Origin of the sequence: Afipia sp. OHSU_II-C1 (assembly GCF_000497575.1) — a bacterium.
In the GTDB taxonomy this organism is placed as follows: Bacteria; Pseudomonadota; Alphaproteobacteria; order Rhizobiales; family Xanthobacteraceae; genus Afipia.
This window is the reverse complement of sequence record NZ_APJI01000026.1, coordinates 82946-102180: the sequence shown is the minus strand read 5'-3', so window position 1 is coordinate 102180 and position 19235 is coordinate 82946. Positions and strand designations below refer to the sequence as shown.

At 58.5% G+C, this 19235-nt stretch carries 19 protein-coding genes; 18 read left to right on the top strand and 1 reads right to left on the bottom strand.

Features of this window, described 5'->3' with window-relative positions; all coding sequences use genetic code 11:
- Window positions 1–125: 125 nt before the first annotated feature.
- Window positions 126–2591 (bottom strand): heavy metal translocating P-type ATPase, encoded by a 2466-nt coding sequence (locus I554_RS0124400; protein WP_029659692.1) that lies wholly within the window; start codon window positions 2589–2591, stop codon window positions 126–128.
- Window positions 2592–2644: 53 nt separating this feature from the next.
- On the opposite strand from I554_RS0124400, the gene I554_RS0124395 reads away from it, so the two are divergent.
- The 18 genes from I554_RS0124395 to I554_RS0124315 all read left to right on the top strand — a co-directional run bounded on the left by I554_RS0124395 (window position 2645) and on the right by I554_RS0124315 (window position 19115).
- Window positions 2645–2920: a metal-sensitive transcriptional regulator gene (locus tag I554_RS0124395; protein ID WP_024575748.1), complete on the top strand. Its 276-nt coding sequence runs from the start codon at window positions 2645–2647 to the stop codon at window positions 2918–2920.
- A gap of 166 nt (window positions 2921–3086) precedes the next feature.
- Window positions 3087–3524 (top strand): hypothetical protein, encoded by a 438-nt coding sequence (locus I554_RS26690; RefSeq protein ID WP_244432852.1) that lies wholly within the window; start codon window positions 3087–3089, stop codon window positions 3522–3524.
- Window positions 3525–3600: 76 nt separating this feature from the next.
- The gene (locus tag I554_RS0124385) at window positions 3601–3894 is read left to right on the top strand and encodes a hypothetical protein (protein WP_002714847.1); all 294 of its coding nucleotides are present in this window, start codon (window positions 3601–3603) and stop codon (window positions 3892–3894) included.
- 9 nt (window positions 3895–3903) lie between these two features.
- Window positions 3904–5376 carry a TolC family protein gene (locus I554_RS0124380; protein ID WP_002714848.1) on the top strand — a complete coding sequence of 491 codons (1473 nt, stop codon included), beginning with the start codon at window positions 3904–3906 and terminating at the stop codon, window positions 5374–5376.
- 13 nt (window positions 5377–5389) lie between these two features.
- Window positions 5390–6748: a copper oxidase gene (locus I554_RS0124375; protein ID WP_024575750.1), complete on the top strand. Its 1359-nt coding sequence runs from the start codon at window positions 5390–5392 to the stop codon at window positions 6746–6748.
- A gap of 62 nt (window positions 6749–6810) precedes the next feature.
- Entirely contained in the window at window positions 6811–7296 is a 486-nt protein-coding gene (locus tag I554_RS0124370) for a cupredoxin family protein (protein WP_024575751.1), read from the top strand.
- A gap of 35 nt (window positions 7297–7331) precedes the next feature.
- On the top strand, window positions 7332–7637 hold the full coding sequence (locus I554_RS0124365) for a copper-binding protein (RefSeq protein ID WP_024575752.1): 306 nt from the start codon (window positions 7332–7334) through the stop codon (window positions 7635–7637).
- A 193-nt stretch (window positions 7638–7830) separates the two neighbouring features.
- Window positions 7831–8517, top strand: a complete 687-nt coding sequence (locus I554_RS25850) for a GNAT family N-acetyltransferase (protein ID WP_024575753.1) — start codon at window positions 7831–7833, stop codon at window positions 8515–8517.
- Between the two features lie 7 nt (window positions 8518–8524).
- On the top strand, window positions 8525–10453 hold the full coding sequence (locus I554_RS0124355) for a DUF4396 domain-containing protein (protein WP_002714853.1): 1929 nt from the start codon (window positions 8525–8527) through the stop codon (window positions 10451–10453).
- 29 nt (window positions 10454–10482) lie between these two features.
- Window positions 10483–10815, top strand: a complete 333-nt coding sequence (locus I554_RS0124350; protein ID WP_024575754.1) for a four-helix bundle copper-binding protein — start codon at window positions 10483–10485, stop codon at window positions 10813–10815.
- Window positions 10816–10955: 140 nt separating this feature from the next.
- On the top strand, window positions 10956–12122 hold the full coding sequence (locus I554_RS0124345) for an OpgC domain-containing protein (RefSeq protein ID WP_024575755.1): 1167 nt from the start codon (window positions 10956–10958) through the stop codon (window positions 12120–12122).
- A 66-nt stretch (window positions 12123–12188) separates the two neighbouring features.
- Window positions 12189–12677: a DUF411 domain-containing protein gene (locus I554_RS0124340; RefSeq protein ID WP_029659695.1), complete on the top strand. Its 489-nt coding sequence runs from the start codon at window positions 12189–12191 to the stop codon at window positions 12675–12677.
- A gap of 113 nt (window positions 12678–12790) precedes the next feature.
- A complete protein-coding gene (locus I554_RS0124335) occupies window positions 12791–13147 on the top strand; it encodes a hypothetical protein (RefSeq protein ID WP_024575757.1) in 357 nt (118 codons plus the stop codon).
- Between the two features lie 98 nt (window positions 13148–13245).
- Window positions 13246–13653 (top strand): FixH family protein, encoded by a 408-nt coding sequence (locus I554_RS0124330; RefSeq protein WP_002714858.1) that lies wholly within the window; start codon window positions 13246–13248, stop codon window positions 13651–13653.
- Window positions 13650–15068, top strand: a complete 1419-nt coding sequence (locus I554_RS0124325; protein ID WP_024575758.1) for an efflux RND transporter periplasmic adaptor subunit — start codon at window positions 13650–13652, stop codon at window positions 15066–15068. Before I554_RS0124330 ends, I554_RS0124325 begins: the two co-directional genes overlap by 4 nt.
- Window positions 15065–18262: an efflux RND transporter permease subunit gene (locus I554_RS0124320; protein ID WP_024575759.1), complete on the top strand. Its 3198-nt coding sequence runs from the start codon at window positions 15065–15067 to the stop codon at window positions 18260–18262. Before I554_RS0124325 ends, I554_RS0124320 begins: the two co-directional genes overlap by 4 nt.
- Window positions 18263–18270: 8 nt before the next feature.
- On the top strand, window positions 18271–18405 hold the full coding sequence (locus I554_RS27760; protein ID WP_002714861.1) for a hypothetical protein: 135 nt from the start codon (window positions 18271–18273) through the stop codon (window positions 18403–18405).
- A complete protein-coding gene (locus tag I554_RS0124315; RefSeq protein WP_024575760.1) occupies window positions 18402–19115 on the top strand; it encodes a cytochrome c in 714 nt (237 codons plus the stop codon). Before I554_RS27760 ends, I554_RS0124315 begins: the two co-directional genes overlap by 4 nt.
- Window positions 19116–19235: the final 120 nt, after the last annotated feature.

Sequence of the window (19235 nt, the reverse complement as noted above, 5' to 3'; positions counted from 1 at the left end):
ACTGAAGGACTCGAATATCTTAGGTCTTCAGGTAGAAGCGGTGGGCGCAGAAAAAGTGCGCCCCATGACCATCAAGCTCCCAGACCAAGCGATCCGGGAGCGAAAGCCTCCTTGATCAAGTAAGATCAAAGATGCATGGCCCGCAACCGCAGCGCGTTGCCGACAACACTCACGGATGACAGAGCCATGGCCGCTGCGGCGATAATCGGTGAGAGCAACAATCCGAAGGTCGGATAAAGGATCCCCGCAGCGACCGGGATTCCTGCTGCGTTGTAAATGAAAGCGAAGAATAGATTTTGCCGGATATTGCGCATTGTCGCTTGAGAGAGGCGGCGAGCGCGGACAATTCCGCCCAGATCGCCTTTCAAGAGCGTCACGCCTGCACTTTCCATAGCGACGTCCGTGCCCGTGCCCATCGCAATTCCAACTTCTGCCGCAGCGAGGGCAGGGGCATCGTTTACTCCGTCGCCGGCCATTGCGACGATGCGTCCGGCCTTCTGCAGCTTGATTACAACCGCGCTCTTTTGATCTGGAAGCACCTCTGCCTCCACGTCGGCAATGCCAAGCTGCTTTGCGACCGCGTTGGCCGTGGTCCGGTTGTCGCCAGTCAGCATAATGACCTGGATGCCTTCCGCTGCAAGCGCCTTCAATGCATTCGGCGTCGATTCCTTTACCGGATCGGCAATGGCAAAAATTCCCGCCAGCTTACCCTCGACAGCAATATTTATGACGGTTGCTCCCTCTCCGCGCAGCCGTTCGGCTTCTGAGTCCAATGCCTGTGTTTCGATACCGACTGAATTCAAATAGGCGGCGTTTCCAAGAAACACGACTTTGCCTTCCACTTTGCCGGTGACGCCTTTGCCCGTCGGCGAGTTGAAATCCTCCACGTTGCTTAAACTGAGATTCCGCTCCTTGGCAGCACGTACGATGGCGTCCGCGAGAGGATGCTCGCTCGACCGTTCGACGTTGGCCGCCAGTTGCAGAATGTCAGACTCCTCAAATCCGGCGGCAGGGGCGATAAAAATGACCTTCGGTTTACCTTCAGTCAGCGTTCCTGTTTTGTCGATTACCAGCGTGTCGACCTTCTCCATGCGCTCCAGCGCTTCGGCGTTCTTGATCAATACGCCCGCCTGGGCGCCGCGGCCAACGCCGACCATGATCGACATCGGCGTGGCAAGTCCCAGCGCACAAGGACACGCGATGATGAGGACGCTGACCGCCGCGACAAGGCCGAATGCAAGGCGCGGTTCGGGCCCAAAAAGCGCCCAGGCGCCGAAGGCGACAAGTGCCACGACAATGACCGCCGGCACGAACCAGCTGGCCACTTGGTCGGCAAGGCGCTGGATCGGCGCACGCGAACGCTGTGCTTGCGCGACCATCTGCACGATTTGGGATAGCAGCGTGTCTCGCCCGACCTTCTCAGCCTGCATCACGAAGCTGCCAGATTGATTGAGCGTGCCTGCGATCACCTTGGCCCCGGGCCCTTTGGTGACGGGCATAGACTCCCCGGTAACAAGGGATTCGTCCAACGACGAACGTCCTTTTACAATGACACCATCCACCGGCACCTTCTCTCCCGGCCGAACGCGCAGTTTGTCACCCACGTTCAGGCTGTCGAGCGGAACCTCGTGGTCCGCACCGCTCTCGTCCACCTGGCGCGCAATCTTCGGCGCTAGATCGAGGAGCGCTTTGATGGCCCCGGACGTCGCCTCGCGGGCACGCAGCTCTAGGACCTGTCCGAGCAGAACGAGCACGGTAATGACGGCGGCGGCCTCGAAGTAAACGGCAACGGCTCCGTCTTGACCGCGGAAGGTCGGCGGGAAGATGCCGGGTGCGAGGGTTGCAACGACACTGTAGGTGTAGGCGACGCCAACGCCCATCGCAATCAGGGTGAACATGTTCAGATTTCGGGTGACGAGCGATTGCCAGCCGCGCACGAAGAACGGCCAACCTGCCCAAAGGACCACTGGCGTCGCAAAGGCAAGCTGGATCCAGTTTGACAACGTCTGGTCGATCCAGCGATGGCTTCCGATCAGATGGCCGCCCATTTCCAAGACGATGACCGGCAAAGCCAGCCCCAGCCCCACCCAAAAGCGTCGGCTCATGTCCGCGAGTTCGGGATTGGGTGCAGCATCCAAAGTGACCAGTTCAGGCTCGAGCGCCATGCCACAGATCGGGCAGCTCCCGGGTCCGACCTGGCGGATCTCTGGATGCATAGGGCAGGTATAGATCGTACCTTCCGGAACGTGGGGTTGCTGAGGTTGCGTCTTGTGGAGGTACTGCTCCGGCGAGGCCGCGAACTTCGTCCGGCAGGTTGTCGAACAAAAATGGTAGGTCTGGCCGTGGTGCTCGAACCGATGCTTACTGGTCGCGGGATCGACGGTCATCGTGCAAACGGGGTCGATGACCGTCGTCGTATTCCTGCCAGGATCGTGATGGTGATGACCCCCATGATCATGTTTGGAATGACCATGGCTTCCGCCACAGCACCCGGTCTTCACAGCTTCTCGTGAAGCTTTAGTGGTCTTCGACGAGCAGCACCCAGAACCACTTGAGCCGCCTTCTGAATTTTCATTTTTCGACGCGGTCATCTAAGTCTCCATCATCACTTGCAACCCATACCATGTAGGGGTATATGGGCCATATGCGAAAAGACATCAAGATATCTTGTCAAAAGCGTCTCAACCGGATTGAGGGGCAAGTACGTGGCTTGTCTAAAATGGTGGACGAAGATCGCTATTGCATCGACATTATAACGCAGATTTCCGCGGTTCGTGCCGCCCTTCGTCGAGTCGAAGAGGAAGTGCTGAAGGACCATGTCGCCCATTGCGTGGAACACGCGATCACGAGTGGCGATAAGGGCGATCAACGCAAAAAGATTGCGGAACTGATGACAGTCATTGGACGGGTGGACAGGTGAACGGATGCGCAATGGAACCGTTTTGTATGTCAGGTAGGTTCAGGCTTGGCGAAGAGAGCATTTCCGCGTAAGGTTCAAGACATCACTAGTGTGATTTCGACCTTAAAGTAGATAGGCCAAAATGTTGACGCGCCTAACCAGACCGAAGCGATTGAGGGCAGGGTGGTTGATCGCCCTGGTCTATATGCTTTGTGTCCTGGCGCCGGGCGTTTCCTTTGCGTTCGCCGACGGCTCGCGTGCGGCGCCTTGCCTTACCGACGAGAATCACGGTCTGGGCATTGTTCACGTGCATGAATATAGCACTTCGCAGCACGTTCATAAGGACGGTCACGTACACGAACATCCGGACGGCAACGCCGATTTCGACAAATTGAACAGCCCTGACAGTATGACATCAGTCGCTGACGAAACGTCGGATCCTGCAACTGCTCATCACAAGGCCTCGGGTGGACAATGCTGCGGGATGGTCTGCCTGAGCGCGCTGCCGACCACAGTCATCGACATTGTCAAATCTTCAACGCCGACGTCTGTCTGCGAGTCCGAGAGCTACCGGAACGTCGTCGATAACGCTCCCCCTCGGCATTACCGCCCCCCCATTTCCTGAACTGACGGAATGACGTGGTGCCGCGCCCGTTAAGGGCATGCGTACCTGTGGTTCATCGGCAGTTCAGGAAAAAATCATGCTTGCGCAGTTTGGGGCGAACTTCGCCGCCGTTCATTCGGTGGCGGGAAAAATATTCAGATTCAGATTTCGGATCCTTGCTGGGCTGGCCGTTGCGATCGTCACGCTGGGAGGGTGCATGCCGATCACGGCGCCGCTCGTCGGCGCTGATCCCGCCGACCCGGGCGCGAAGGTCGCCGGTGTCGGTTACCGATCGACGGTGGCTCCTTACACAAGTCTTCGTCCGACAGCTCCGTCTTCATGGCGCGAGCAGAACGACCGCGTCGCCCCTCAGCCGAAATCCGGTCAATAGGAGCGCGCTATGAACCGAGCGATCCATATCAACGCGAACCACACTTTCGAAGTTACGTATCGGCCGAAACCAACGCACGTCGCGATCCTCCTGTCCGCCTTGCTGCTTTCCGGATGCGCATCATTCTCCCCAGATGGCGGGATGACCGTCGTTGCCAATGTGGCCGGCGAGACAATCAAGAAGGACGTAATGTCCATTCGCAGCACAGATGACGCAGAATGGGCGAACGGCGCCGTCCAAAGTCTTCTTCGTCGAGGCCTGACGGTGGATACTGCCGTTCAGATCGCGCTCCTCAACAATCGGGGCTTGCAGGCGGCGTACAATGAACTGGCGTTGGCCGAGGCCGACCTCGTCCAAGAAAGCCTGCCACCCAATCCGACGTTCTCGATTAGTCGCATCGCAGGTGGCGGCGCGGTCGAGATCGAGCGTCAGGTCGCCGCCGATATTCTGGCGCTGGCCACGTTGCCGTTTCGGTCGGAGATTGCGCGGCAACACTTCAAGCAGGCACAGCTGAGAGCTGCAGAAGGCACCCTACGCCTCGCAGCCGACGTCAGGCGCACATATTACCGCGCCGTCGCCGCCAACGAATTGGTTACACTTCTGACGGATGCCAAATCGACTGCGGAATCCACGGCTCAGCTCGCTTTGAAGCTCGGGCAAACCGGCTCGCTGAACAAGCTCGATCAGGCCCGTGAACAGGTCTTTTATGCAGAAGTAACGGCCGATCTCGCCACCCTTCGTCAGGACGCCACCAGTTCGCGCGAGCGCTTGATCCGCCTCCTTGGATTGTGGGACGGCGATTTAGGGTTCCGGCTACCGCAGAGATTACCGATGCTGCCACGCCGGCCGCTATCGTTGCCGGGCATCGAGGTTGATGCGGTTGAACATCGTGTCGATCTTCAGATCGCTCGCATTGAACTGGTTGCTCTCGCGAAGTCCCTCAATCTCACCGAAGCCACCCGCTTCGTCACGCTTGTCGACGTTGCGGGGATCGACAAAAAAACTCGAGATTCCGGGAGCCCGCCGCTTCGAGAGCGTGGCTTCGACATCCAGTTCCAGATTCCGATTTTCGATGGCGGCGAGGTCCGCGTCCGGCAGGCGATCGAGACCTACAATCTGGCGTTTAATCGGTTAACCGAAAAGGCGATCAACGTCCGTTCTGAAGCGCGCGATGCGTTTCGGGTCTACCGCTCCACCTACGACATCGCAGGTCACTATCAGCGTGAGGTCTTGCCACTTCGCCAGATCATCACCCAAGAAATGCAACTGCGGTTCAGCAGCATGCAAATCGACGTGTTCGCATTGTTGGTGGAAGCGCGGCAGCGGATCGCGGCATTGCGTGCTGCGATCGAAGCCAAGCGCGACTTCTGGCTCGCGCAGTCCGAACTGAAGACCGCAGTAAATGGCGGCGGTCGCGCCGATAGCCAACCCGAAACCAGATCGTCGCCGACCGCGCAGGCGTCCGGCGGGGGAGGGCACTGAAATGGAGAAACCAATGTTGTCCCGACGAAACTTTCTCGGCACCGCCACGGCGCTTGCAAGCGCGACAGCGATTAGCGGCCGCGTCCAGGCAGCCAGCATCCCGGAAGCACCGATCATGGAGAAGGCGACGATGCAGCCGCCGCTGCGCCCGTCGAGCGGACCCGACTACAATCCGGTCGTTACGCTGAACGGCTGGACGCTGCCCTGGCGGATGAACGGCGACTGGAAAGAGTTTCATCTCGTTGCAGAGCCCGTCGAGCGCGAATTTGCAGAAGGCATGAAGGCCTATCTCTGGGGCTACAACGGTCAGTCCCCTGGCCCAACGATTGAAGCGGTGGAAGGCGACAAGCTCCGTATCTTCGTCACCAACAAACTGCCTGAACATACGACAGTGCATTGGCATGGGGTGCTCTTGCCTAGCGGCATGGATGGCGTCGGTGGTCTCAGCCAGCCGCATATCCCACCTGGAAAAACCTTTGTTTATGAATTCGAGATGAAACACAGCGGTACGTTCATGTACCACCCGCACTCCGACGAAATGGTGCAGATGGCGATGGGCATGATGGGCATGATCGTGGTGCATCCACGCGACGCAACCTTCCGTCCCGTCGACCGCGATTTCGTTTTCATCATGAGCACGTATCTCATCGACCCGGGTACGTATCTGCCAAAGGTCACTGAGATGACCGATTTTAACATGTGGACATGGAACAGCCGCGTGTTTCCCGGAATCGACCCATTGGCCGTTCGTTTGGATGATCGCGTGCGCGTCCGCATCGGCAACCTCACCATGACAAATCACCCGATTCATCTTCATGGCCACAAATTTGCAGTGAGTTGCACCGATGGGGGATGGGTCCCTGAAAGTGCGCAGTGGCCGGAAACGACGACCGACGTTCCTGTCGGAGCGATTCGCGCGTTCGATTTTCTTGCCGACAACCCGGGCGATTGGGCGTTTCACTGTCACAAGTCGCATCACACCATGAATGCGATGGGCCACGACGTGAAGAACCTGATCGGCGTCTCAAGGAAGGACCTCGCGAAGGCGGTTGGAAAACTCGCGCCAGACGCCATGGTGATGGGATCGACAGGAATGGCGATGGGCGACATGGAAATGCCGGCACCCGACAACACATTACCAATGATGACCGGCACCGGCCAGTTTGGCCCGATCGAAATGGGCGGCATGTTTACCGTGATGAAGATCCGCGATGGCCTCGCGCGAGACGATTACAAGGATCCCGGTCCCTACAAGCATCCTGACGGCACCGTCGCGCACCAGGTCGACGTTCCAAATACTCAGGCGCCTCGCTCAACGAGCCCAAAGGAATCAAGCAAACCAAGCGACATGAAAGGCATGAAAGGAATGTAGATGAGACCTGAAATTCAAATAGATGCGAAGAAAGTCAGCAAGACAGTAGAAGGAGTTTGGAGATGAAATATCTGCACAAAACCTGCATCGCAATTATCGGCGCGGTGCTCATCTCCCCGTCCGCTTGGGCCGGGGCGGGTTCTTCGGGCCATAGCCACGACGAAACATTCTCGGCAGGTGAGCCGGGTGATCCTAAAAAGGCCGCGCGGATTATTCAGGTCACTATGGGTGAGATGGACGGCAAGATGATGTTCATGCCGAGCAAGGTGGAGGTCAAAAAGGGGGAACAGGTTAAGTTCATGCTGCGCAACAACGGCGAACTCGACCATGAATTCATCCTCGCGACGACGGCCGACAATCTGAAGCATGGCGAGGCCATGAAGAAGAATCCCGACATGGAGCACGAAGACCCGAACGGGAAGCGACTTGCTCCCAAGAAGACCAACGAGATCGTCTGGAAATTCACCAAGGCCGGCGAGTTCGAATACGGATGCCTGATCCCCGGTCATCGGGAAGCCGGAATGGTCGGCACGATATTAGTCAAGTAACCCGAACCGGAATCAACTGACGAAAGGAATTGAATATGAAGACCAACAAAATCGCAACCGCAACTCTCGCGCTTTCCCTTGCTCTGTCGTCCGCTGTCGCACTCGCCCAAGCGGCGATGGCGAGCGGCGAGGTCAAGAAGATCGATGAGGCGGCTGGAAAAATAACATTGAAGCATGGTCCCATCAAAAGTCTTGATATGGAAGAGGAGAGCATGACGATGGTTTTTCGCGTGAAGGAACCGGCGATGCTCAAATCCGTCAAGGTCGGCGACAAAGTGCAGTTCGAAGCCGAACGGGCGACGGCCGGAATCACGATCACGAAGATGCAAAAGGGAAAGTGACGACTCTTCGGCGCGGCGGTTCCTAGGCCGCCGCGCCGAATTGGGTGAAAGCTCTGCAAGGGAGCGACCCTTGAGCTGATCCGACGTCGCGGCGGCAGTCCGACCATCGAATACGATCGCTGGATCGACTGCTCTAAACAAGGTGGAGTTACCGATGACGAGTGCGGGTGGGAGCGGCGGTACCAGAACAGTTATGGAAAAAGCCTTCGCGCAAAGACGGTTTCCGATCAGGCGAGCGACCAGTGGTGACATTCGCCAGATCGCGAAGTTGGCCAACATGGCGGGTGGAGATACGCTTTCGTTTATCTTGCAGGGTATCGATCCCGCGATGAAAGCAGTTCGAACCTACCGCGAGATGGTTGCTGCGCCGACCGGAGTGTATTCGTACCGAAATTGCCTGGTCGTTGTTTCGCGTGGGGTAATTGTTGGTCTGGCGAACGCATTTCCTGCCCGGCTCATCGAAAGTGAGACCGCAGACGCAACATTGACCGCGCGTGAAGAGTTGCTCCGGCCGCGCACGGAACTCAACGATCCCACCAGCTTCCTGCTGAACAATATCGCGGTCGTGCGCAGCCACCGCAGACTAGGCGTGGGTGCCGCACTGCTGGCCGCGGTCGTCGATGAGGCCAAGCAGCGTTCGTTTCCGTCCGTGACCTTGCATGTTTGGGCCGATAACGCCGGAGCGATCGCGTTCTATCTCGCCGCTGGCTTCAACGAGGTCCGTCACGCGAAAATCCCCTGGCATCCCGACCTGCCGCACACGGGCGGAAGTCTTCTCATGATGCTGCCGGTCGGAATTGAAAGGGACGAATCGGAGAGGCGGCGGCTTGCGACCGCATCTCAAGACTCGGCGGATGAACGAGCATCGACTTCAGCTTGAGGACATCATGATTGCTCTCCCATACGACTATTTTCTGATCGCATGGTTCGTCATTGCGGCCGCTTCCACGGCCTACGTCGCTTTCGACCAGTTCAATGGGAATCCCGAACCGACCGTGATGAAGTGGGGTTTCATCCTTGTGACCCTGTACATGGGTCCGTTCGGACTTCTCCTGTACGTACTCGCTGATAAGGAGCCGCGGCCCGGAGAACATGAGCAGTTCACGTCTCCGCTTTGGAAGCAGGGCATCGGAAGCACCATTCATTGCGTCGCTGGTGACGCCACCGGCATTATTCTCGCAGCGACCGTGACCGCACTGCTCGGTCTGCCGATGTGGATCGACCTGATCGTCGAGTATGTCGCGGGCTTCTCGTTTGGTCTCTTCATCTTTCAAGCATTGTTTATGAAGAAGATGATGGGCGGTACGTATTGGGAAAATGTTCGGAAGAGTTTCATGCCGGAGTTCATCAGCATGAACGCCATGATGGCAGGCATGGCCCCGACCATGAGTCTGCTAATGATGGGCCGCGACATGCGCGCGATGGATCCGCTCGAGCTGATTTTCTGGGGCGTGATGTCGCTCGGCGTAATGGTCGGCTTCACGACAGCCTATCCGTTCAACGTCTGGATGGTGAAGAAGAAGATCAAGCACGGGTTGATGACCGAGCGCTCGGATAGGGAAGCTGGCGAGAAGAGCTCAATGTCCGGAATGAAGTCCGAGATGGCTAAAATGTCGGCTGCGGATATAAGCCACATGAAGGGACACGAAGACCATCCGCAGAAACAAACGGCCGCGAACGGCCGCAAATCTTACGGCGGTCATCAAATGACGAGCGACGCGACAACGCCACAGTTAGCTGCGCTCGCCGGCGTGACGACATTCCTCCTGATTTCCGGAATGGTGCTCCCAGGTTTCAAGGTCAATCTAGGTCTGAGCGTACGCGACGTCGGCGGCGCCATTATGCCGCCGGGCATGATTATGACGTTCGACACGCCCGGCGAAGCCATGAAAGACATGGCGGCGGTCAATCCCCGGCAAGTGGTCTATAAGGCGCCTGCCGAAGCCCGAGGGGACAACGTTCTTGAGCCGCGCATCGAAAACGGGGTGAAGGTCTTCGATATCGAAGCTTCGATCATACGCTGGAATATTCTTCCGGATGTCTCCGTAGAGGCCTATGCCTACAATCGCCAGGTGCCGGGCCCGCGGATTCAATTGACCGAAGGCGATCACGTCCGGATCAAATTCCGCAACAACCTTCCGGAATCCACGACTGTGCACTGGCACGGTCTGATCGTACCAAACGAGATGGACGGCCCGGCCAAGATAGCCCAGCCGCCCGTGGCGCCGGGCGGGCAATACACCTACGAGTTCACCGTGAGCCAAAGCGGAACCTACTTTTATCACAGCCACGACCACCCCGATCGTCAACAAGGCCTAGGCCTTTACGGCGCGTTGCTGATTGCGCCGAAGGACAGTGCCGCCGATGTAAAAGCCGATCTCGAATACACTATCCAGCTCCAGGAATGGCTCAAGCGCGAATGGCTCACCTATCCCGCGATGCTGATGGAGGGTGGCCTTCCGAACTATTTTACAATCAACGGGAAGTCGTATCCGGAGACAGACACCGTCTTCATGAAGGTTGGGCAAACCATCAAGATTCGCTTCATCGGCACCAACAACAACTTCGTTCACCCTATGCATGTTCATGGCGGGCCTTTCCAGGTAGTGGCCCGCGACGGAGAGACGTTGGCAGAAAACCAGCGGTTTTTTGCCGATACGGTGAACGTCGGACCAGGACAGCGATACGACGTGGTTTGGACAGCGCGCAAACCCGGGAAATGGCTGGTGCACTGTCATATCCCGCATCACACCACCAACAACAATGTCGAGCAGAAAGGAGCGGGCGGCCTGACACTAGTTCTCAACGTGCAATAAGGGGCAGCCATCAAACCCAGGAGAGCTCAATGAATCAAATGAGCAAAGAAATGCAAAGCTGCATCGATGAATGTCTGCGCTGCTACCAAGTATGTCTAGGAACAGCCATGACCCATTGCCTGGAGACTGGGGGCAAACACGTCGAACCCCAGCGCTTCAGGCTTATGATGGCCTGCGCCGAAATCTGCCGCACGGCCGCGCATTTCATGTTGCTGAATACGCCTCACCACAAGCACGTCTGCGGCGAGTGCGCGGAAATTTGCACCGAGTGTGCGAAGGACTGCGAACGCATCGGCGGCATGGACGATTGCGTCAAGGCCTGCAAGCAGTGCGCGGAAAGCTGCCGCGCCATGGCAGGCTAGATGAGCTGACAATCGGTCAGGCGCAAGATCGATGTCTAGCGCCTGATCGGGCTATCGTTCGAGGCGAAGTGCCTTTCCCCGGTCGAATCGTCACCAACGTAAACGTCCCCGCCTTTCTGAAACCGTCGCCAAGAGTTTTCATGACAATTCGTGCTTTCCTTCCTGCCAATGGCCGTGATCTCCGCCTCGATCTTTTCCGCGGCCTTGCGAACTGGGCAATCTTTCTCGATCATGTCCCGAATAACGCGGTCGCGTGGCTCACGACCAGAAATTATGGCTTCAGCGACGCAGCGGATATCTTCGTCTTCATTTCCGGCTATACGGCCGCGTTTGTCTACGCCAAGAGCATGCTCGTCCAAGGCTTCGTTGCAGGAACCGCTCGACTATTAAAACGCGTTTGGCAATTATATATCGCGCATGTGCTGCTGTTCGTTTTCTATATCGCGGCAATCGGCTGGGTCGTGGAAGCCTACAATCATTCTCACCTCGTGGATGAATTCAACGTTGCAGGGTTGATCGACCGTCCGATGCTGACCTTAATGCAAGGCCTGCTGCTCAAATTCAAGCCTCTGAATCTCGACGTTCTCCCGCTCTATATCGTTCTGATGGCAGCATTTCCGCTGGTATTGTGGCCGATGCTTCGGCGGCCAGACCTTGCAATCGCGAGTTCGCTCGTCCTCTATTTCGCCGCACGCCAATTCGGGTGGAATCTTCCCGCCTACCCATCGGGTGTTTGGTATTTCAACCCGTTCACATGGCAACTCCTCTTCGTGCTTGGGGCCTGGAGCGCGCTCGGTGGAGCGTCGCGGCTGCAGAGGTTCATTCGGTCGCCCGCGATCATATCGATCTGTTTTGCTTATCTGGGGTTTGCGCTGTTTATGACAGTTGCAGGTTATGTCGCGCCGCTTGGAAAACTAATCCCTGGGGGGCTGTTGGGCGCATTCAATCCTAACGACAAGACAAACCTCGCGCCATATCGGGTTCTGCATTTCGTTGCCTTGGCCGTGCTGGTCGTTCGGTTTTTCCCCTTCGGATGGCCCGGGTTGAAGTCGCATTGGCTTCGCCCGCTGATCATCTGCGGTCAGCGTTCGTTGGAAGTGTTCTGCGTCGGAGTGTTTCTCTCCTTCGTCGGTCATTTCCTTCTCGAACTGGTCTCCGACTCGCTTCTCGCGCAGATCATCGTGAGTGTGTCTGGGATCGCGCTCATGACGGCCGTCGCCTACTACCGATCGTGGTCCAAGGATCTGGACAAGCAACCCGCGGCGTCCAAATCCAGTTCGGAATCGGTTTCGACATCGGTCAGTTAGAAGTTTGTTTGGAGGAAGAAATGTTTGGAGTAGTCTCGATGACCAACGAAGTACGGACCTCGCGACATGAATAACTCAGGAAAATATCCGGGCTTTTTGACTCGCAGAAGCGTTTTGGGACTAACAGCCGCGCTACTGGCTTTCCCGGACGGCGCTACCTCTGCTGCGGAATCCGTTGTCTTGGTTCATAAGGATCCAGATTGCGGTTGCTGCTCGGGTTGGGTGCGCCATCTCAAGGAAGCTGGTTTCAGCGTGACGATCAGGGAAACGGCGGATCTTCATGCAGTCCGGAAACGCCTTCGCGTACCTGCCGACCTCGCGGCGTGTCATACGGCGGAGGCGGATGGATACGTCATTGAAGGTCATGTCCCCGCCGCGGCCGTGCGACGACTATTGAAGGAACGTCCGAACGCGGTCGGATTGGCGGTTCCCGGCATGCCTTTGGGATCACCGGGGATGGAGGGCAGCCGGGTCGATCCCTATAACGTCGTTCTCTTCGACGCCACCAGCCGGCGAACGTACATGCGGTTCATCGGCGGCGATATCGCTGGTTGAGACTGATCTTTTAACCATGTCGCAGGTAACTGTGATCTGATCGTTTTCTGCTTATGGCGGATTTGTGATGTGATCTGCCTTCCCAAGTCCATGATCCTATGGGATGTTGGGCTATGAATTTTTGTCGATTCATCAGCCGTTTGCTCGCGATCTTTGCGATTGCCGGGCTTGTTGCTTCGCCGCTGGTCACGCCCGCGGTCGCGAAGCCGCTGTCGGCTGCCGAGATGAGCGATATGTCGGCAATGTCCGCCGACATGCCTTGCTGTCCGGAGACACAAAAGAGCAACGGCTGCCAGGATTGTCCGCTTCGTGCGATGTGCGCGTTGGGCGTTGCACAGGCGCAACCTCCTCTGGCAACCGGAATCCCGGCGCGTCTGCCAGTACACCGGCCGCTCACGGCTTTCGACGATCGGATCGCCGATGGCCTCGACGGTTCTCCGCCGGATCACCCCCCTCGAAACCTGGTCTGACCGGCGCTTAAGCGCCGATTGCTGCCGCGCCGACGCAAGTTCGCGCGGATGACGCATGCCGCCTTGCGGCAGACCCAGGACAATCGAGGACTACGAACATGAAGACGTTTAACTTCGCGCAGGCCTTCCAGGCTGCGCTGATCGCTGCCGCAATCGGTGGTACAAGCACGGCCGCTCTGGCGGACATCAAGGACTACAAATTCGAGCTGGTCGATCAGACCATCCAGGCCGGGCCCGACAAGGTCATCACCGTCCGACTGATGAACACGAAGACCGGCAAGCCGGTGCCTGACGCCGTCATCTTCGCGACCCGTCTCGACATGGCTCCGGACGGCATGCAGGAGATGGCAACCAAGATCGCGCCGATGCCGGGCGCGGAGCCGGGCAGTTACAAGTTCAAGGCGACGTTCGGGATGGCGGGCCGCTGGCAGCTTTCGCTCGGCGCCAAGGTTCAGGGCGAGACCGGCACCGTCGAGAACAAGCTCGTCATCACGGCGCAGAAATGACCCGCGCCGTTCTCACAAGCGCTGCCGCCGCGTTGATCGCGGCGGCAGGCATTGGATACGTCGCCGGCACGCAGCGGCCGCCGGCGCGCGCCTTCGCCATGGTTACTCCCGCAAGGGCGGAAGGAAATTCCGCCCCGATCTATTTTCAGGATCCGGACGGCAAGCCTGCATATTCGCTGACGCCGAGGAAGACCGGGGATGGCCGCGACTATCGTGCTGTTCCGGCGGGCGCCGACGTCAATTTTAACGAGGCAGCTCCGGACACATTGCCACCAGCCACAACATCCGCCGGCGGGACTACGGAGCGTAGAATCAAATACTACCGCAATCCCATGGGGCTGCCGGACACGTCGCCAACACCGAAAAAAGATTCGATGGGGATGGATTATATCCCGGTCTATGAGGGCGAGGACAGCGACGACGGATCGGTGAAGCTTTCGCCAGGGAAGATCCAACGTACCGGCGTCAGCTCCGAACCCGCCACATCGCGCGTCATTCGAACCCTCATTCGTGCGCCAGGCACGATCCAACTCGACGAGCGCCGGATCTCCGTCATTTCGATGCGAGCGGAAAGCTGGGTGCAGAAAGTCGCGAACGTCACCACCGGCAGCAAAGTTAGCAAAGGTCAGCCGCTGATGGAAATTTACAGTCCGTCCGTGGCATCGGCGGCCGCCGAATACATAGCCACCATCACGTCGAAAGGGACGAGCGGCGTCGCCGTGTATGGTCGCGGCTCGCGTCAGCGGCTGATGAACCTTGACGTTCCCGACACGGCAATTGCCGCCATGGAGAAGAGCGGTACCGTTCCGATCACCATCGACTGGTCGGCTCCGCGCGACGGCATTGTGCTCGAACGCAATGCCATCGAAGGCATGCGCGCGCAGCCCGGCGATGTGTTGTTCCGGGTCGCCGACACGTCTGTCGTGTGGGCCATGGTCGATGTTGCCGAGCGCGATCTCGGCGCAATCGCCATCGGGCAACCGGTGACGGTGAGGGCACGCAGTTTTCCTGGTCGCGAGTTCACCGGGAAGATCTCGGTGGTCTACCCGCAGGTGAACAGGGAAACACGAACCGCCCGGGTGCGGATCGAATTGGCCAATCCGGATGGCGCTCTGCTTCCCGATATGTATGTCGATGCGAATATCGATATTGGCAGCTCGCAGCCTGTGCTTACCGTACCTGAAAGCGCCGTTCTGGATACCGGCAATCGTCAGGCGGTATTCGTCGAGAAAGGACAGGGGCGCTTCGAGCCGCGCGAGGTGAAACTCGGCCATCGCGGCGACGGCTATGTCGAAATCCGACAGGGCCTCACGGAGGGCGATCCCGTCGTCGTCTCGGCCAACTTCCTGATCGATGCGGAAAGCAATCTGAAGGCCGCCCTTAAAGGGTTTTCGAACGCGGGAGGCCAGCAATGATCGCCCGCGTCATCAGTTGGTCGGCTCGCAACCTGCTGTTGGTCCTGTTCGGCACCGGCTTTGCCGCAGCCGCGGGCATCTACGCACTGGTCCATCTGCCGCTCGATGCGATTCCGGATCTCTCCGATACCCAGGTGATCGTCTACACCGAATATCCCGGCCAGGCGCCGCAAGTGATCGAAGACCAGGTCACGTATCCGCTGACGACCGCGATGCTGACCGTGCCCCGATCCAAAGTCGTGCGCGGCTTCTCGTTCTTCGGGGTTTCGTTCGTTTACGTCATCTTCGAGGATGGCACTGACATTTACTGGGCTCGCTCGCGGGTGCTCGAATTCCTCAACGGCGCGGCCTCGCGGTTGCCCGCCGGCGTAAGCCCGACGATCGGTCCCGACGCTACAGGCGTGGGCTGGGTCTACCAGTACGCAGTGGTATCGAAAGCGCTGAACCTCGCCGACACGCGGACCATCCAGGACTGGAATCTGAAATTCGCGCTGGCCAAGGCCGAAGGCGTCGCCGAAGTGGCGAGCGTCGGCGGCTTCGTCAAGCAGTACAACGTCATCCTTGATCCGCAGCGCATGCGCGATCTCGGCATCTCCATGCAGAAGATGCGCGATGCGATTCGCGCCAGCAACGCCGATGTCGGCGGCCGCACCGTCGAGCTCTCCGAGTTCGAATACGTCATCCGCGGCAAAGGTTATCTTAAAGGCATCAACGACCTCGGCAACATCGTGCTGAAGACCAGCAACGGCACGCCGGTTCTGCTGCGCGATGTTGCCCGCGTCGAGCTTGGTCCGGACGAGCGCCGAGGCATCACAGAGCTCAACGGCGAGGGAGAGGTTGCCAGCGGCATCGTGCTGCAGCGGTTCGGCGTTAATGCGCTTGATGTGATCGAGAATGTGAAGAAGCGCTTCAAGGAGATCGCCAGCAGCCTGCCGAAATCCGTCGAGATCGTCCCGGTTTATGACCGCTCCAACCTGATCAACGCGGCCATCGCTACGCTCAAGCACACGTTGCTCGAGGAAAGTGTGGTCGTCGCCTTGGTCTGCATCGTCTTCTTGCTGCATGTCCGCAGCGCGCTCGTCGCCATCCTGATGCTGCCGGTCGGCGTGCTGATGGCGTTCGGTGCGATGAAGCTGCTCGGGCTGGGGTCCAATATCATGAGTCTGGGCGGCATCGCGATTGCGATCGGCGCCATGGTCGATGCAGCGATCGTTATGATCGAGAATGCACACAAGCATCTGGAGCGGGCTGAACCCGAACGGGCAAGGGTCGACATACTGATAAAGGCAGCGTCCGAGGTCGGGCCGGCGCTGTTCTTTAGCCTGCTGATCATCACCGTGTCGTTCATGCCGATCTTCACGCTGGAATCGCAGGAAGGCCGGCTGTTCAGCCCCTTGGCGTTCACGAAGACCTTTTCAATGGCGGCGGCAGCGTTGCTGTCGGTAACGCTGGTGCCGGCGCTGATGATCATCTTCGTGCGCGGCAGAATCGTGCCCGAGCACAAGAACCCGATCAATCGCTTCCTGATCTGGATTTATCGGCCGGTGATCAAGGCCGTGATGCGTGCCAAGGCACTGGTGATCCTTATCGCGCTGGCAACTGTTGTGGTGACAGTGTGGCCGGCGCGTCAGCTCGGCACCGAGTTCATGCCCAACCTCAACGAAGGCACGCTGCTCTACATGCCCACCACGCTACCGGGAATTTCGGTGACCAAAGCGGGTGAACTGCTGCAGATGCAGGATAGGATCATCCGGTCGTTCCCGGAAGTGGCGTCAGTCTACGGCAAGGCCGGCAGGGCTTTGACGGCGACCGATCCGGCACCGTCCGAAATGTTCGAGACCATCGTCAACCTGAAGCCGAAGGAAGAGTGGCGGCCCGGCATCACGGTCGACAGTCTGATCGCAGAGATGGACAAGGCGTTGCAATTCCCCGGCGTCTCGAATGCCTGGACCATGCCGATCAAGGCGCGCATCGACATGCTATCGACCGGAATTCGCACGCCGGTTGGGGTCAAAGTGATCGGCACAGATCTGGTCGAGATCGACAAACTGGCCAAGCAGATCGAGCAGGTTCTAAAGGCTGTGCCGGGAACATCGTCGGCGTATGCCGAGCGGGGTATCGGCGGCTACTATCTCGACGTGACACCGGACCGGGCGGCCTTGGCGCGCTACGGCATCATGGTCCAGGACGTTCAGGATGTGATTGCGACCGCACTCGGCGGCCAGACGGTGACCACGACAGTGGAGGGCCGGCAGCGCTTCAGCGTCAACATGCGTTACCCCCGGGACCTGCGCGAGAATCCGCAGGCCATCGCCAACGACGTCCTGGTTCCGATGCCGGCGGGAGGTGCAGTGCCGCTTGGGGAGGTCGCCAAGATCGAACCGGCGCGAGGGCCGACATCGATCCGCACCGAGAATGGACAGTTGGCGACTTACATCTACGTCGACATCCGTGACCGCGATCTCGGCAGTTATGTTGCCGACGCGCGGCAGGCGGTGCAGGCCAGTATTCAATTTCCGGCGGGATACTATGTGGTCTGGAGCGGTCAGTACGAATATCTCGAACGCGCAACGGCGCGCCTGAAGATCGTCGTCCCGGTGACGCTGCTGATCATCTTTCTGCTGCTGTACCTCAACTTCCGTTCCATCGCCGAGACCGTGATCGTGATGCTGTCGCTGCCGTTCGCCTTGGTCGGCGGCATCTGGCTGATGTGGGCGCTAGGCTTCAACCTGTCCGTTGCAGTCGCGGTCGGTTTCATCGCGTTGGCGGGTGTTGCGGCTGAGACTGGCGTCGTTATGCTGATCTACCTCAACCAAGCCCTTGCCGAGATCAAGGCGCAGCGTGACGCCGAAAAGCGAACACTGACCCGTCACGACCTCTACGACGCCATCATGGAAGGCGCGGTGGAGCGGGTGCGGCCGAAGATGATGACGGTCGTGGCCATCATGGCGGGACTGCTGCCGATCATGTGGAGCACTGGTACCGGGTCCGAGATCATGCAGCGCATCGCGGTGCCGATGATCGGCGGCATGATTTCGTCGACACTGCTGACGCTGATCGTGATTCCCGCGATCTATGGATTGATCAAAGGCTTCCGTTTGCCGCCCAATGATCACGAAAACGATCATTCGCCATCGCGGGCCATCAAGCCGGCCAAGGAAGACTCGCGACTTGTTTCGGAACCCGCCGAGTGAGGTGAACCATGATGAATGGTATGGCGCCTGGAATGATATGGGGCATGGGGCTTTTGTGGCTGCTGATCATCGTTGTTTTGATCCTATCGGCAGCAGCACTCGTCAAATATCTGTTTTATGGAGACAAGGGAGGTCGGCGATGAACAGATTGATCATGATCGCATTGGTGACAGGCGCGTTCCTGCCCTCTGCACAGGCACAGCTAGGCGACGCATCCCGTGGCCAACGGAGTTTCCAGGCCTGTGCGCCATGCCACTCGCTGGAACCGGACCGAAACATGACGGGACCAAGTCTCGCCGATCTATGGAACCGAAAGGCCGGCATGCTGCCGAGCTTCAGTCGGTATTCACAGGCGTTGAAGTCGTCGGGAATTACTTGGGACGACGCCACGCTCAACGAGTGGCTTCGGGATCCGCAACACCTCATTCCTGGCAACACGATGCCGTTCTCCGGCGTGAAGGACGCGGGACGGCGCGGTGATCTTCTGGCGTTTCTCAAGGATGCGACCCAGCCCGGTCACGCTCCGCCATCGATTGCGCAACGCGGCAATCAAATGGGCGGAATGATGATGGGCATGATGGGTGGTGGTGCGGTCCCAAATCTCAAAAAACTCGAGTCTGACCAACGGGTGACGGCGATCACGCACTGCCGAGACACCTACCGGGTGATCACCGCGGATGGAAAAACGCGCGATTTCTGGGAGCGAAATCTGAGATTCAAGACCGACGTGAGTGACGATGGGCCACAGAAGGGCGCTCCGGCGATCGTGGCGGCCGGAATGATGGGAGACAGGGCTGACGTGATCTTTGCCGCACCAGAAGAGATTAGCGGGGCCATCTCACCGCAATGTTGATGAGCTCCAAGCCCATCAATCGACAACGGCGCGGCAGCGGGCCAACTATTTTTCCATTGATAGCGCCGTCAACTGTAACCAAACCGGCTGGATCAGCGAACTCATAGAGATAATGCAAGT